We start from the raw sequence: 14391 nt of genomic DNA on the forward strand, positions 1-14391 counted from the left end.
GTGGATGTATTGCATATGAAAACCCTGAAGACCTGGACCGTTAATAAGCAGTCGGCTCATCATCTGGAACTTCTGGTGGATAACCAGCACCACCTGTGCCTGTACGTACTGGAAGACAATCTGTTCCGCGTACTGATTAGACGCAAAGGTGAACTGGCGCTGGACAGAACCTGGAGCATCGCCCCGCAGCAAGATGTCCCCTGGGAGGGGCGTCATCGCGATGATTTAAGCGGTTTTACCTGCCCTGCGTGGACTCTGGAACAACAGGATGAAACGGTGACAATCAGCACTGAACAGCTACGGGTCACTATACATAACCCCCTGTGGCTGGAATGGCACTATCGTAATGACGCCGGAGAATGGCAACCTCTTGCCAGCGATCGCGCAACCAGTGCCTACCTGCTAAATGCGCACGGAGATGGCGTGGCGCACTACCTGAGTCGTCGCAAAGATGAGCGTTTTTATGGCTTAGGTGAAAAAGCAGGTAATTTGCAGCGCAATGGCAAACGCTATGAAATGCGTAATCTTGATGCAATGGGTTATAACGCTGTCAGCACCGATCCGTTGTACAAACATATTCCGTTTACTATTACCCGTCGTGATGATGTGAGCTACGGTCTGTTTTATGACAATCTGAGCAGTTGCTGGCTGGATCTGGGAAATGAAATTGACAACTATCACACCGCGTATCGCCGCTGGCAGGCAGAAGCTGGAGATATTGATTACTACATGTTTACCGGAAAACGCGTCCTGGACGTCACCAAAGCGTTTGTACGTTTGACCGGAAAAACCCTGTTCGGACCTAAGTGGAGCCTGGGGTATAGCGGCTCGACGATGCATTACACTGACGCCCCGGATGCACAGAATCAGCTAATGAACTTCATTCGCCTGTGCGATAAGCATGCAATACCGTGCGATTCATTCCAGCTCTCTTCCGGCTATACCTCGATCAATGGTAAGCGCTACGTCTTCAACTGGAACTACGATAAAGTGCCGCAGCCGAAAGTGATGTCCCGCGCCTTCCATGAAGCTGGACTGAAACTCGCGGCAAACATCAAACCGTGCTTGTTGCAAGACCACCCACGCTATAACGAAGTCGCCGAAAAGGGCCTGTTCATTCGTGATTCAGAAACGAATGCGCCGGAACGCTCAAGTTTCTGGGATGACGAAGGGTCTAACCTCGACTTTACCAACCCACAAACCATTCAGTGGTGGCAGGAAGGAGTTACTACCCAACTGCTGGAAATGGGCATCGACTCGACCTGGAACGACAACAACGAGTTTGAAGTCTGGGACGGTGAAGCACGCTGCAACGGCTTTGGTCAGGAGATTGCTATCAAGCACATTCGACCAGTGATGCCACTGCTCATGATGCGTGCCTCGCTGGAAGCACAACAGCGGTTTGCCCCGGAAAAACGTCCCTATCTGATCTCGCGTTCAGGCTGCGCCGGAATGCAACGCTACGTGCAAACCTGGAGCGGCGATAACCGTACCAGTTGGGACACACTGCGCTATAACACGCGGATGGGGCTGGGGATGAGTCTTTCCGGGCTGTATAACGTCGGTCACGACGTTGGCGGTTTTTCAGGCAACAAACCAGATGCCGAACTGTTTGTACGCTGGATACAAAACGGCGTGATGCACCCACGCTTTACCATCCATTCCTGGAATGATGACCATACAGTCAATGAACCCTGGATGTACCCAGGCGTCACCCCGGCCATTCGCAGCGCGATTGAACTACGTTACCGTCTGCTGCCCTACTTTTATACGCTGCTCTGGCAGGCGCATGCCGACGACGAACCAATGCTGCGTCCTACGTTCCTCGACCATGAACACGATGAGCAGACATTCGAAGAGTGCGATGACTTTCTGCTTGGCCGCGATATTTTAGTCGCCAGCGTGGTTGAGGCGGGCCAACGCCAGCGTCGCGTCTGGTTACCGGACAATGAAACCGGCTGGTACGATTTCTACACCCACGAATGGTTCTCCGGCGGTCAGTGGATCACCCGCGATGCCCCGCTGGAAAAACTGCCGCTACTGGTGCGTGCAGGTGCCGGTTTGCCAGTCAGCGAACGTATCAGTCACGTCAGTGTAGAGGAAGACAATAAGCGTGAGCTGAAGCTGTTCCCAGTCAAAGGTGTGGGAACGGCAACAGGTCTGCTGTTTGAAGACGATGGTGAAAGCTGGGGCTATCAGAACGGTAATGCCTTGTGGGTTGAATGGGAGATGATATGTGACAGTTCAACCATTAACCTCAAGGTTAAATCCCGTGGCGATTATCGTCCGGCGTGGAAAGCGCTGAAAGTTTCGTTACCGATAGGGGAACAACGCCAACTGTTGGTGAATGGTAAAGACGGGAGTGAGTGGGTAGTGTAATTGAATGCCGGGTGGCAACTTCGCCTTACCCGGCTTACAAGGCAGACTATTGGCCCGGTCAGCGTAGCGCCACCGGGCCACAATGTTTAGCCGTCGATCCCTTTACTACGCAGATAATCTTCGTAGTTACCGGTGAAGTCGATTACGCGTTCCGGCGTAATTTCAATCACGCGAGTTGCCAGCGAACTCACGAACTCGCGGTCGTGAGAAACGAAGATCAGCGTGCCCTGATACATTTCCAGCGCCATGTTCAGCGATTCAATCGATTCCATATCCAGGTGGTTGGTTGGTTCATCCATCACCAGAATATTCGGTTTCTGCATCATCAGCTTACCGAACAGCATGCGCCCTTTTTCACCACCGGACAGCACCTTCGCAGGCTTTTTGATATCGTCCTGGCTGAACAGCAGGCGACCGAGGAAGCTACGTACAACTTGCTCATCGTCCCCTTCCTGTTTCCACTGGCTCATCCACTCGAATACGGTCAGATCGTTTTCAAACTCATATTCGTGATCCTGCGCGTAGTAACCTACTTGCGCGTTTTCAGACCACTTCACCGTACCGTTATCCGGCTGCAGTTCACCCACCAGCGTTTTCAGCATGGTTGATTTACCCACGCCGTTAGCGCCCAGGATGGCAATCTTCTCGCCCACTTCCAAAAGCAGGTTGAAGTTTTTAAACAGTGGGCCTTCATCAAAGCCTTTAGCCAGCGCTTCCACTTCCAGCGCGTTACGGAACAGTTTCTTATCCTGCTCGAAACGGATGAATGGGTTCTGGCGGCTGGAGGCCTTCACTTCATCGAGTTTGATCTTATCAATCTGGCGCGCACGAGAGGTCGCCTGACGAGATTTCGACGCGTTAGCACTGAAGCGGCTGACGAAAGATTGCAGATCGGCAATCTGCGCTTTTTTCTTGGCGTTATCTGCCAACAGACGCTCGCGAGCCTGCGTTGCCGCCGTCATATATTCGTCGTAGTTGCCCGGGTAAACACGCAGCTCGCCGTAGTCCAGATCCGCCATGTGCGTACAGACCATGTTCAGGAAGTGACGGTCGTGCGAAATGATGATCATGGTGCTGTCACGCTCGTTCAGCGTCTGCTCCAGCCAGCGGATGGTATCGATATCCAGGTTGTTCGTTGGTTCGTCGAGCAACAGAATATCCGGGTTAGAGAACAGCGCCTGTGCCAGAAGCACACGCAGTTTCCAGCCAGGAGCGACTTCGCTCATCGGTCCGTAATGTTGTTCTACCGGAATACCCACACCCAGCAGCAATTCGCCCGCACGTGCTTCTGCGGAGTAACCGTCCATCTCGCCGTATTTCACTTCGAGGTCGGCAACTTTATAGCCGTCTTCTTCGCTCATTTCTGGCAGCGCATAGATACGATCGCGTTCCTGCTTCACTTCCCACAGTTCAGCGTGCCCCATAATAACGGTGTCCAGCACAGTGAACTCTTCAAAAGCAAACTGATCCTGACGCAGCTTACCGATGCGTTCGTTCGGATCGAGTGAAACGTTACCCAGCGTCGGCTCAAGATCGCCGCCGAGAATTTTCATAAAAGTGGATTTACCGCTACCGTTCGCGCCAATCAGGCCGTAACGGTTGCCGCCGCCAAATTTGACGGAAATATTTTCAAACAGCGGCTTACTGCCGAACTGCATGGTGACGTTGCTGGAAACTAACACTGGCGTATCCTGAAAGAAATATGTGACAAACCGCTTATTATGCCATAACTCTAAAATAAGATCGCGCCTTCGTGCTGAAGGGATAAAGTGAAAGCAAACGGAAAAAAATGTGATTTAGTACACATCCGAATTCCTTGTTGCTCAGAATGCACATATAATGCGTGCCCAACACTACATAAATCTCAACCCACTAGCCTGCTTGGCTTCAGAATCTCGCAAAAATGAATATGAAATTGACAACGCTTTTCGCGGCGGCGCTCGCGGTAGTTGGTTTTTGTAATACCGCTTCAGCCGTCACGTATCCGCTGCCTACCGATGGTAGTCGCTTGATTGGCCAGAACCAGGTCATCACCATCCCTGAAGGTAATACCCAACCGCTGGAGTATTATGCGGCTGAATACCAGATGGGTCTGTCCAACATGCTGGAAGCAAACCCAGGCGTGGACACCTTCCTGCCGAAAGGCGGTACCGTACTGAACATTCCGCAGCAGTTGATTCTGCCGGATACCGTACATGAAGGTATTGTTATCAACAGCGCTGAAATGCGTCTGTACTACTATCCAAAAGGCACCAATACCGTGATCGTTTTACCAATTGGTATCGGCCAGTTAGGCAAAGACACGCCTATCAACTGGACCACCAAAGTGGAACGTAAGAAAGCGGGTCCAACCTGGACGCCAACGGCGAAAATGCACGCTGAGTACCGCGCTGCGGGTGAACCGCTGCCAGCCGTAGTTCCTGCAGGCCCGGATAACCCGATGGGCTTGTACGCACTATATATCGGTCGTCTGTACGCTATCCACGGGACCAACGCTAACTTCGGCGTCGGCCTACGCGTCAGCCACGGCTGCGTGCGTCTGCGTAACGAAGACATCAAATTCCTGTTTGAAAATGTTCCGGTCGGCACTCGCGTACAGTTTATCGATGAACCAGTGAAAGCCACCACTGAACCAGATGGTAGCCGTTACATTGAGGTGCATAACCCACTGTCAACCACTGAAGCGCAGTTCGAAGGCGGGGAAATTGTTCCGATTACCCTGAACAAGAGCATTACCAGCATCACCGGTCAGTCTGATGTTGATCAGTCCGTCGTTGAGCAGGCAGTACAAAACCGTTCCGGTATGCCGGTTCGTCTGAACTAAGCAGACCAGAAACGAAAAAGGCGGATGAATCATCCGCCTTTTTTATTGCCTCTTTGCCGCTATCACATCAGCAACAACAATCCATATCCTACCAGCATCGCCCATATCAGCATCGGCACCGAGTACAGATGAAAACGCCACCAGATACGCCGGTCGTTTGCCATCCGTAATGCAATAATATTCGCCAGCGATCCCTGCAACAGGCCAAAACCGCCAATATTAACAGCCCAGGCCAGCAACTGCGTCGGTTGCACATAGTTCAACAGCAAAATCGTACCGGGAACATTACTGATAAACTGTGACAAGCCGATTGCCGTCAACCATAGCCCCGGCGCTGAGAGCGCCCCAATCTGGTTAGCTATCCCTTGCAACAGGGGTAATTGCGTCAGCAAATGTACATCAATGAACATCGCCATAAACACCAGCAATAACGTCCAGTCCACGCTGAGTATCACGCGACGAGCCAGGACCATGAACCCCGCAGCCACAATCGCCAGCCCCCAGAGTTCCTGCTTCAATTCCAGAGCCGTCAAAAAGACGATATAGAACACCAGACAACTCCACACCAGCCGAGGTTGCCAGTCAGGCGCAGATGTACCGGTATGATAATGCAAGGCTTTATGCGGAAAACTGAACCAGCAGAGCACCACCAGCGTCAGCATCATGGCGCCAGCAAGCGGTGCCATTTGCCAGGTAAACGCCGCAAATGAAAGGCCAGAGCGTCCCCACATCAGGATGTTCTGCGGATTTCCTATCGGCGTCAGCAACGATCCGGCGTTAACCGCCAGCGCCTCAAAGATGATGAGGCGGTTAACCGGGATAGCGCACAGTTTTTTCAGGGTAATCGTCAGCGGAACGACAATAAATAAAGCAACATCGTTGGTCAAAAACGTCGACAGTGACGCCGCAGCCAGCACCATAAATATTGCCAGCTGACGTTCCGTGTTGAAACGGCGAGTCATTTTTCGCCCTAACACGTCAAAGTAACCGCTTAACTCCACGCCTTTGGTGAGTAGCATCAGACCACTGAGCGTAATGATCGTGTGCCAGTCAATTGCCCCCGGCCAGCTCCGGGGCGCAAACGGCGTCAACAGACTTAGAATAATCCCGACGATGATTAGCAACTGGAAAAAGCGATCACGCTGCAAAGCGCGTAGTAAAGGAAAACTCATTCAGAGCCTGTTCCATGTTGTTGCGTAAACCGGCTAAAAGCCTCCAGCGTTTCCTTGCTCACGTGGTGTTCCATGCCCTCCGCATCACGACGGGCAATTTCTGGACTGATCCCTAACATCAGCAGAAAATTTTCCACAATCTGATGACGCTCGCGACTCTCCTGAGCCAGTTTCTCGCCCTCTGCGGTTAAAAACACACCGCGCCAGGGGATCATTTCAATCAATCCTACTGACGCCAGGCGCTTCAGCATTTTGGCAACGGTGGGCTGGGAAACCCCAAGACGTGCCGCCATATCCACCTGGCGCGCTTCACCGACTTCGATAATGAGATCGGAAATCAGCTCAACGTAGTCATCAATCAGTTCGCGTCGATGCGCCTCCCTGACCTGGCGAAACCCTTCAACGTGTTCTTCAACATTCACCAATTGCGTCACTTTTTTTGTTGTTGGCGTACCTGCGCGACGACTCATTCTGCTTCCTCGTTACTGTGACGCGTTAACGGCATCTGATTAGAGAGCGCTCATTGTAAACCAGAGTTGCGTGGGCACAAAAAATTAACGTTTTAGCAATAGCTATATAATATAGCCTGTGCTATATCTGTATATAATAAAGACATCCCTCAAGGACTGATGGGATCGTGAAGTCAGGAGGTTCATATGAATGAATTCAAGAGGTGTATACGCGTGTTTAGCCATTCTCCCTTTAAAGTACGGTTGATGCTGATCTCTATGCTGTGCGACATGATTAACAGCAAACCAGAGCAGGAAAAACCTTCAAGTAAATAATGCGGCGTCGCGGTACGCCGCTTCATTTTCCTGCTGTAACGTAGTTACGGTGACAGATTACGCCCCAATAACCCTTCTTTTTGTCCGTTTTGCCACTGCCATCCCAAAACAATTTCTTTGTAGTAGTTGACCTTCTCCTGCGCACACTCTATCTTTTCGCAGCCCTGCGTATATTGCGGCTCGCAGATGCGGACCTCATCCCTCTTCTCGCTCTCTCAGGCAGGCAATGACCCTTTGCGCCAGGGTAAGCACATGGCGTTTTTGCAACAGTGGCATATGAATTTAACCCTCAAAGACTCACTTATTGCTCGTAGCCGGGCTATTAGCCCGTGGACTGGCCTTTATTTCTTACAGTCTCTGCTGATCAACCTTGCACTGGGCTACCCGCTTAGCCTGCTCTATAGCGCCGCTTTTACCTGTATATTGCTGCTACTTTGGCGTTATGCGCCGCGCACGCAGAAAGTGCTGATTGGCATTTGCTCATTGATTGCGGCGATGTACTTTCCGTTCGGCCAGGCTTACGGCTCGCCAAACTTTAATACCTTGCTGGCGCTGCACTCGACCAACATGGAAGAGTCCACCGAGATCCTGACGATCTTCCCCTGGTACAACTACCTGGTTGGGGTATTTATTTTTGCGCTTGGCGTTATCGCCGTTCGCCGTAAAAAAGAGATGAACAGACCACGCTGGAATAAGCTCGATAGCCTGTGCTTGCTGTTTAGCATCGTGGCGTTCTTTGTTACTCCCGTGCAAAACCTGGCCTGGGGTGGTGTATTTAAACTGAAAGACACTGGCTACCCGGTATTTCGTTTTGCTAAAGACGTCATCGTTAACAACAACGAAGTGCTCGATGAGCAGGAGAGGATGGCGAAACTGGCAAGCGTCAAAGATAGCTGGACAGTGACAGGGGTAAAACCCAAATACCATACCTATGTCGTGGTGATTGGTGAGAGCGCCCGACGCGATGCGCTAGGTGCGTTTGGCGGTCACTGGGATAATACCCCATTTGCCAGTAGCGTTAATGGCTATATCTTTGCCGATTACATTGCCGCGAGCGGTTCAACGCAGAAGTCACTTGGCTTAACACTGAATCGGGTGGTCGATAATAAGCCTCAGTTCCAGGACAACTTTGTCACCCTGGCTAACCGCGCTGGCTTCCAGACATGGTGGTTCTCTAATCAGGGGCAGATTGGAGAATATGATACAGCGATAGCAAGCATCGCGAAGCGGGCCGACGAAGTACATTTCCTCAAAAACGGTGACTTCGAAGCCGATAAAAACACCCGTGATGAAGCGCTGTTGAAGATGACCGCTCAGGTATTGGCAACCGAGCGCACCCAGCCACAACTGATTGTGCTGCATTTAATGGGTTCACATCCGCAGGCCTGCGATCGTACACAAGGGAAGTACGAAACATTCGTCCAGTCGAAAGAGACCTCCTGTTATCTGTACACCATGACGCAAACGGATGACCTGCTGCGCCAGCTTTACGATCAGCTACGTAACAGCGGGGGTAGCTTCTCGATGGTCTATTTCTCCGATCATGGACTGGCCTTTAAAGAACGTGGAAAAGAGGTGCAGTATCTGGCACATGACGATCAGTTCCAGCAGAACTTCCAGGTTCCTTTTATGGTACTGTCCAGCGATGATAAAGCACATCGGGTGATTAAAGCCCGTCGCTCCGCGAATGATTTCTTGAGTTTCTTCTCTCAGTGGACAGGGATCAGTGCGAAGGAAATTACCAACAGCTACCGTTTTATCTCAGAGAAAAAAGCCGGGCCGGTTTACATCACCAACTTCAAATTGCAGAAGGTAGATTACAACCATCTGGGTACCGACATTTTCGAGACAAAATCACGCTAGCATCCAGAACCGCACGCAAAAAAAATCCGCCCCAAGAGGCGGATTTTTTATATCACCGAAGTGATTAGAAGCGGTAACCAACACCCGCGATCCAGGTACCTACGTCAACGCTACGAATACGGCTCTGCTCGTAAGAGAAGTCCAGAGCAACGTTTTCGATCGGGTTGAACTGCACACCGGCACCGTAAGAGAAACCGTAGTCGCTGGTGGTGTGGTTGTCAGCAGGAGTTGCTGCATCCTGGAATTTACCGTAACCAACACCTACAACACCGTAGATGCTCGCCCAGTCATTCAGACGGTACGCAGGACCAGCAGTGATGCCGTAGTACTGAGTTTTGTTGTAGTCGCCAGAAGCGTCGGTACGATCTTTTTCAGTGTAAGTGAAGGAACCGATTACGCCCAGCGGGCTGTTGTCCTGCTCGTAGCGATACTTCAGGTTAAAACCGTTCATTTTGTTCGCTGCGCCCTGAGCATCGCTCTGAGCGTAACCACCGGTAACGGTAGAAGTAGCAGCTACAGCGGTACCTGCGGAGAAAGCCAGAACAGCGGCCAGTGCTGAAAGACATGCAATTTTTTTCATAACCACCTCAAATGTGCTTCAAGTAAATCCTAAGTTTTAAATATACCAAAAATTGATGGGAAACTCTTTGCGATTAGCGATGTCTAACGAGGCTTTTCATGTAACAGAACGTTTCAAAACACCGCTATCTCTTTCAATTAACATCACTTTTCCAACGAATTATGCCATTATTGCGCGCACAACATGGCACATTCATCCAGATGATTCCTAATCACGCAGATTATTAATCCATCATTTTCATGCCATTGTACGGATCTCAGTAATTTTTTTTTCAACGAATACTCAACCAGCTGAGCGTATTTCCATTACACTCGCTCTTTTACTTTTCTATACACAAACTCATCCAGGCCGCAGTCCAACAGAGGCGGCCCGCAGGAGCAGGTGTATTAACATCATTTGACAGGAGAAAGGATGCCGGGGTCGTCACGTAAAGCGCCAGTATGGTTGCCTATTTTGGTTTTGCTTATTGCTATGTCCTCCATTCAAAGCGGAGCATCGCTGGCGAAATCACTGTTCCCCCTTGTCGGCGCGCCTGGTGTTACCGCGCTGCGTCTTGCACTGGGAACGATAATCCTCATCGCATTCTTTAAACCCTGGCGTTTACGATTTGCAAAAGAACAGCGTCTTCCTCTGCTGTTTTATGGCCTGTCACTAGGCGGGATGAACTATCTTTTCTACCTGTCAATTCAGACCGTGCCGTTGGGTATTGCCGTGGCACTGGAATTTACCGGACCGCTCGCGGTGGCGCTGTTCTCTTCCCGACGTCCCGTTGATTTTATTTGGGTTGCGCTGGCCGTACTCGGACTCTGGTTCCTGTTGCCGCTGGGCCAGGACGTATCACACGTTGACTTAACCGGTGCTGCGCTTGCTCTGGGTGCTGGCGCCTGCTGGGCTGTCTATATTCTGACTGGGCAGCGGGCCGGCGAAGAACATGGACCTGCAACCGTGGCGGTAGGTTCATTGATAGCAGCACTCATTTTTGTTCCGATTGGCGTGATGCAGGCTGGAGATGCGCTGTGGCACTGGTCAATACTCCCGCTAGGTTTGGCGGTGGCTGTTCTCTCCACGGCCCTTCCCTACTCACTGGAGATGATCGCGTTGACCCGATTACCGACGCGTACCTTTGGTACGTTAATGAGCATGGAACCCGCGCTGGCCGCCGTTTCCGGGATGATTTTCCTTGGAGAAACGCTGACGATGGTACAGACGCTGGCCTTAGGGGCAATCATTGCCGCCTCAATGGGGTCGACACTTACCATCCGCAGAGAGCCACAAATTAAGGAACTAGACGTTAAATAACCTTCCATTATTCTGCATGGTTTGCATAACCATGCAGAATATCCTGCTGTTTATCGCAGTAATTATTATTCTTACACTTAATCCATTCTCATAATCATATTCATCTGCATCAGATGCACGCAAAATAAATATCCGATACTGACACAATAACAATATATCCAAATGATTTTATTGAACATTTTATATTCACCTCGCTCTCCACTATTAAAGTGATAGGTAAGGCCAGAAAAATAAATCCAAAATAAGGTCTATACTTACTCCCGTTGAATGACCTGGGACGTAAATATCAAGAGGATATGAAATTATGACTACCGCAAAACTGGTAAAAACAAAAGCATCCACTCTCCTTTATACCCGCAACGATGTATCCGACAGTGATAAAAAAGCTACTGTGGAGCTGTTGAATCAGCAGGTGATCCAGTTCATCGACCTGTCACTCATCACTAAACAGGCTCACTGGAATATGCGCGGTGCCAATTTTATTGCCGTACATGAAATGCTCGATGGCTTCCGTACTGCGCTAACCGATCACCTTGATACCATGGCTGAGCGCGCCGTACAGCTGGGCGGTGTTGCACTGGGTACAACGCAGGTAATTAACAGCAAAACGTCACTGAAAAGCTATCCGCTGGACATCCACAGCGTTCAGGATCACTTAAAAGAGCTGGCCGAACGTTATGCCGTGGTCGCTAACAGCGTGCGTAAAGCCATTAACGAAGCAAAAGACGAAGATACTGCCGATATCTTTACAGCAGCATCACGCGATCTCGACAAATTCCTGTGGTTTATCGAAGCTAACATCGAATAATAACTGTCATAAGTATTCCCTATAACACCCTCGCTCCCGCGGGGGTTTTGCACTTTTATGGTGCACAACATTGATCGTTCGTCACTTCAAAGTAAAATATTTGTAATAATCACCTCACACAATCGTTAACGAAAGATTGTTTTATCTACAATTTTTACGCTAAATAGTCATACCGTTTGTACTGCACTATTCATGCACCAAATCAGTGCCCCGAAACGGTGCAAATCACCAGCATTGCCTTACTTATTGTGCAGTAAAACGAAAGGTCTCCTTTTTAAAACAATAAGTTGCAAAACTGGCACGATTTTTTCATTACGTTTTAAGCTCTCGCAGGGGATCGCCCCGTGGATATAAAAGGAAATGCTATGAAGTCTGTATTTAAAGTTTCACTGGCTGCACTTACCCTGGCTTTTGCGGTGTCATCTCATGCCGCGGATAAGAAACTCGTTGTCGCAACCGACACCGCCTTTGTTCCATTTGAGTTTAAACAAGGTGATAAATACGTTGGTTTTGATGTGGATCTGTGGGCTGCCGTAGCTAAAGAACTGAAGCTGGATTATGAACTGAAACCTATGGATTTCAGCGGCATCATCCCGGCGCTGCAAACCAAAAATATCGATTTGGCTCTGGCTGGTATCACCATCACCGAAGAACGTAAAAAAGCGATCGACTTCTCTGACGGCTACTACAAAAGCGGTCTGTTAGTGATGGTTAAAGCAAACAATAACGACGTGAAAAGCGTGAAAGATCTGGATGGTAAAGTCGTTGCAGTGAAGAGCGGCACCGGTTCAGTGGATTACGCGAAAGCGAACATTAAAACCAAAGATCTGCGTCAGTTCCCGAACATCGATAACGCATATATGGAACTGGGTACAAATCGCGCAGATGCAGTACTGCACGATACACCAAACATTCTTTACTTTATCAAAACCGCGGGTAATGGCCAGTTCAAAGCTGTAGGCGACTCTCTGGAAGCCCAACAGTACGGTATCGCCTTCCCGAAAGGCAGCGACGAACTGCGTGAGAAGGTAAACGGTGCGCTGAAAACACTGCGTGAAAACGGCACCTATAACGAAATCTACAAAAAATGGTTCGGTACTGAACCTAAATAAAACAGCCTGAACATCGGCTCGTCGAGCCCGGTAGCACTTACGCATACCGGGCCTACGTTTTGGCCCCAGGTCGGATAATCCGACACTGCTGGCTGTTTGAATATTTTCACCACGGTAACAGGAACGACATATGCAGTTTGACTGGAGTGCCATCTGGCCCGCCATTCCGCTTTTGATAGAAGGCGCCAAAATGACCCTGTGGATTTCGGTCCTCGGTCTGGCAGGCGGTCTGATCATCGGACTAGCAGCGGGATTTGCGCGTACCTTCGGAGGTTGGATTGCCAACCACGTTGCGCTGGTCTTTATCGAAGTCATCCGCGGTACGCCGATCGTCGTACAGGTGATGTTTATCTACTTCGCCCTGCCAATGGCGTTTAACGACTTGCGTATTGATCCCTTCAGCGCCGCCGTTGTCACCATCATGATTAACTCAGGGGCCTACATCGCGGAAATCACGCGCGGCGCGGTACTCTCAATCCATAAAGGCTTCAGCGAAGCTGGACTGGCGCTTGGCCTCTCACGTACTGAGACCATTCGCCACGTTATTTTACCTCTCGCACTGCGTCGTATGCTGCCACCGTTGGGCAACCAGTGGATCATCAGTATCAAAGATACTTCGTTGTTTATTGTCATTGGTGTCGCTGAACTTACCCGTCAGGGTCAGGAAATCATTGCCGGTAACTTCCGCGCACTGGAAATCTGGAGCGCCGTCGCGGTGTTCTATCTGATCATTACGCTGGTGCTGAGCTTCATTCTGCGTCGTCTGGAAAGAAGGATGAAAATCCTGTGATTGAATTTAAAAACGTCTCTAAGCATTTTGGCCCAACCCAGGTGCTGCATAACATTGATCTGAATATTGGTCAGGGTGAAGTGGTGGTGATTATCGGGCCTTCCGGCTCTGGTAAATCCACGCTACTACGCTGCATTAACAAGCTGGAAGAAATCACCTCGGGTGAACTGATCGTCGATGGCCTGAAGGTAAATGACCCGAAGGTAGACGAACGATTGATCCGCCAGGAAGCGGGAATGGTGTTCCAGCAGTTCTACCTTTTCCCACACCTGACGGCACTGGAAAACGTCATGTTTGGTCCACTGCGCGTACGTGGAGCGACGAAAGAGCAGGCAGAGAAACAGGCCAAAGAATTATTAGCGAAAGTTGGTCTGGCCGAGCGTGCTCATCACTATCCTTCTGAGCTTTCCGGCGGTCAGCAGCAGCGCGTAGCTATCGCCCGCGCACTGGCGGTGAAGCCGAAAATGATGCTGTTCGATGAGCCGACTTCAGCACTTGACCCGGAACTGCGTCACGAAGTATTGAAGGTCATGCAGGATCTGGCGGAAGAAGGTATGACGATGGTGATTGTGACCCACGAAATCGGCTTTGCCGAAAAAGTGGCCTCACGTCTGATTTTCATTGATAAGGGCCGTATTGCTGAAGATGGTAATCCGCAAGCTCTGATTGAAAATCCGCCAAGCCAGCGTTTGCAGGAATTTTTACAGCACGTTTCCTGATACAAATACCTCCCTTCCCCGAAGGGAGGTTCTACACCAGAATCCTCTCATTTCAATTTT

13 protein-coding genes are annotated in these 14391 nt (G+C 50.2%); 9 read left to right on the forward strand and 4 right to left on the reverse strand.

What is annotated here, in order from left to right; genetic code table 11:
- Positions 1-15 precede the first annotated feature (15 nt).
- Positions 16-2379, forward strand: a complete 2364-nt coding sequence (locus tag SK36_RS13785; protein WP_048221790.1) for a glycoside hydrolase family 31 protein — start codon at positions 16-18, stop codon at positions 2377-2379.
- A gap of 86 nt (positions 2380-2465) precedes the next feature.
- Here the strand turns inward: SK36_RS13785 and SK36_RS13790 are convergent, their stop codons facing one another.
- Positions 2466-4061 (reverse strand): ABC-F family ATPase, encoded by a 1596-nt coding sequence (locus tag SK36_RS13790; RefSeq protein ID WP_048221791.1) that lies wholly within the window; start codon positions 4059-4061, stop codon positions 2466-2468.
- 221 nt (positions 4062-4282) lie between these two features.
- Between SK36_RS13790 and ldtB the strand changes: the two genes are divergently transcribed.
- Entirely contained in the window at positions 4283-5203 is a 921-nt protein-coding gene (gene ldtB / locus SK36_RS13795) for a L,D-transpeptidase (RefSeq protein ID WP_045441194.1), read from the forward strand.
- A 62-nt stretch (positions 5204-5265) separates the two neighbouring features.
- On the opposite strand, the gene SK36_RS13800 is transcribed toward ldtB, so the two are convergent.
- Complete coding sequence (locus SK36_RS13800; protein WP_048221792.1) at positions 5266-6375, reverse strand: anion transporter; 1110 nt, start codon at positions 6373-6375, stop codon at positions 5266-5268.
- Complete coding sequence (gene mntR, locus SK36_RS13805; protein ID WP_045441192.1) at positions 6372-6845, reverse strand: manganese-binding transcriptional regulator MntR; 474 nt, start codon at positions 6843-6845, stop codon at positions 6372-6374. Before mntR ends, SK36_RS13800 begins: the two co-directional genes overlap by 4 nt.
- Before the next feature lie 186 nt (positions 6846-7031).
- On the opposite strand from mntR, the gene mntS reads away from it, so the two are divergent.
- On the forward strand, positions 7032-7160 hold the full coding sequence (gene mntS, locus SK36_RS13810; protein WP_045441191.1) for a manganase accumulation protein MntS: 129 nt from the start codon (positions 7032-7034) through the stop codon (positions 7158-7160).
- Positions 7161-7436: 276 nt separating this feature from the next.
- Positions 7437-9023 carry a phosphoethanolamine transferase gene (locus tag SK36_RS13815; protein ID WP_048222749.1) on the forward strand — a complete coding sequence of 529 codons (1587 nt, stop codon included), beginning with the start codon at positions 7437-7439 and terminating at the stop codon, positions 9021-9023.
- 64 nt (positions 9024-9087) lie between these two features.
- Here SK36_RS13815 and ompX read toward each other — a convergent pair whose 3' ends face one another.
- A complete protein-coding gene (gene ompX, locus SK36_RS13820) occupies positions 9088-9603 on the reverse strand; it encodes an outer membrane protein OmpX (protein WP_048221793.1) in 516 nt (171 codons plus the stop codon).
- Positions 9604-10014: 411 nt separating this feature from the next.
- Between ompX and rhtA the strand changes: the two genes are divergently transcribed.
- From rhtA to glnQ, 5 genes are all read left to right on the forward strand, one after another.
- The gene (gene rhtA, locus SK36_RS13825; RefSeq protein ID WP_045441189.1) at positions 10015-10902 is read left to right on the forward strand and encodes a threonine/homoserine exporter RhtA; all 888 of its coding nucleotides are present in this window, start codon (positions 10015-10017) and stop codon (positions 10900-10902) included.
- A 304-nt stretch (positions 10903-11206) separates the two neighbouring features.
- Complete coding sequence (gene dps / locus SK36_RS13830; RefSeq protein ID WP_045441188.1) at positions 11207-11710, forward strand: DNA starvation/stationary phase protection protein Dps; 504 nt, start codon at positions 11207-11209, stop codon at positions 11708-11710.
- Between the two features lie 365 nt (positions 11711-12075).
- Positions 12076-12822, forward strand: coding sequence for a glutamine ABC transporter substrate-binding protein GlnH (gene glnH, locus SK36_RS13835; RefSeq protein WP_045441187.1), 747 nt, complete (start codon positions 12076-12078; stop codon positions 12820-12822).
- Positions 12823-12952: 130 nt separating this feature from the next.
- On the forward strand, positions 12953-13612 hold the full coding sequence (gene glnP, locus SK36_RS13840) for a glutamine ABC transporter permease GlnP (RefSeq protein WP_003035248.1): 660 nt from the start codon (positions 12953-12955) through the stop codon (positions 13610-13612).
- Positions 13609-14331, forward strand: a complete 723-nt coding sequence (glnQ, locus tag SK36_RS13845) for a glutamine ABC transporter ATP-binding protein GlnQ (protein WP_045441186.1) — start codon at positions 13609-13611, stop codon at positions 14329-14331. The genes glnP and glnQ overlap by 4 nt, the downstream gene beginning before the upstream one ends.
- The last annotated feature ends 60 nt before the right edge of the window (positions 14332-14391 follow it).

The sequence above is a fragment of the Citrobacter sp. MGH106 genome (genome assembly GCF_001037495.1).
GTDB classification, from domain to species: domain Bacteria; phylum Pseudomonadota; class Gammaproteobacteria; order Enterobacterales; family Enterobacteriaceae; genus Citrobacter; species Citrobacter murliniae.